Consider the following 1,688-nt stretch of genomic DNA (forward strand, 5'->3'; position numbering starts at 1 on the left):
TCAATTCGTGAAATAATCAATAAAACAAATAATCATGAGCTAACAAGCTTATCATTTTTAAAATGAGAGTTTGATCCTGGCTCAGGACGAACGCTGGCGGCGTGCCTAATACATGCAAGTCGAACGCATTCTCGTCATTGAAGTAGAAGTGCTTGCACGGAAGCTGATTTGACACTGGAATGAGTGGCGAACTGGTGAGTAACACGTGGGTAACCTGCCCTCAAGCAGGGGATAACACTTGGAAACAGGTGCTAATACCGTATAACAACAGAAACCGCATGGTTTCTGTTTGAAAGGTGGTTTTGCTACCACTTGAGGATGGACCCGCGGCGTATTAGCTAGTTGGTGAGGTAACGGCTCACCAAGGCAATGATACGTAGCCGACCTGAGAGGGTAATCGGCCACATTGGGACTGAGACACGGCCCAAACTCCTACGGGAGGCAGCAGTAGGGAATCTTCCACAATGGACGAAAGTCTGATGGAGCAACGCCGCGTGAGTGAAGAAGGGTTTCGGCTCGTAAAACTCTGTTGTTGAAGAAGAACGGGTGTAAGAGTAACTGTTTACATCGTGACGGTATTCAACCAGAAAGCCACGGCTAACTACGTGCCAGCAGCCGCGGTAATACGTAGGTGGCAAGCGTTGTCCGGATTTATTGGGCGTAAAGCGAGCGCAGGCGGTCTTTTAAGTCTGATGTGAAAGCCTTCGGCTTAACCGGAGAAGTGCATCGGAAACTGGGAGACTTGAGTGCAGAAGAGGACAGTGGAACTCCATGTGTAGCGGTGAAATGCGTAGATATATGGAAGAACACCAGTGGCGAAGGCGGCTGTCTGGTCTGTAACTGACGCTGAGGCTCGAAAGCATGGGTAGCGAACAGGATTAGATACCCTGGTAGTCCATGCCGTAAACGATGAGTGCTAAGTGTTGGAGGGTTTCCGCCCTTCAGTGCTGCAGCTAACGCATTAAGCACTCCGCCTGGGGAGTACGACCGCAAGGTTGAAACTCAAAGGAATTGACGGGGGCCCGCACAAGCGGTGGAGCATGTGGTTTAATTCGATGCTACGCGAAGAACCTTACCAGGTCTTGACATCTTCTGCTAACCCAAGAGATTGGGCGTTCCCTTCGGGGACGGAATGACAGGTGGTGCATGGTTGTCGTCAGCTCGTGTCGTGAGATGTTGGGTTAAGTCCCGCAACGAGCGCAACCCTTATTGTCAGTTGCCAGCATTCAGTTGGGCACTCTGGCGAGACTGCCGGTGACAAACCGGAGGAAGGTGGGGACGACGTCAAATCATCATGCCCCTTATGACCTGGGCTACACACGTGCTACAATGGACGGTACAACGAGTCGCGAAACCGCGAGGTCAAGCTAATCTCTTAAAGCCGTTCTCAGTTCGGATTGCAGGCTGCAACTCGCCTGCATGAAGTTGGAATCGCTAGTAATCGTGGATCAGCATGCCACGGTGAATACGTTCCCGGGCCTTGTACACACCGCCCGTCACACCATGAGAGTTTGTAACACCCAAAGTCGGTGAGGTAACCTTCGGGAGCCAACCGCCTAAGGTGGGACAGATGATTAGGGTGAAGTCGTAACAAGGTAGCCGTAGGAGAACCTGCGGCTGGATCACCTCCTTTCTAAGGAATAATACGGAAACCTACACATGTCGAAAGTTTTGTTTAGTTTTGAGAG

1 rRNA gene is annotated in these 1,688 nt (G+C 51.0%); it reads left to right on the forward strand.

The features are described from left to right. Positions 1 to 58 precede the first annotated feature (58 nt). A 16S ribosomal RNA gene (locus tag QOW94_RS10790) occupies positions 59 to 1,633 on the forward strand. Positions 1,634 to 1,688: the final 55 nt, after the last annotated feature.

The sequence above is a fragment of the Lentilactobacillus sp. Marseille-Q4993 genome, assembly GCF_951230165.1.
Lineage (GTDB): Bacteria > Bacillota > Bacilli > Lactobacillales > Lactobacillaceae > Lentilactobacillus.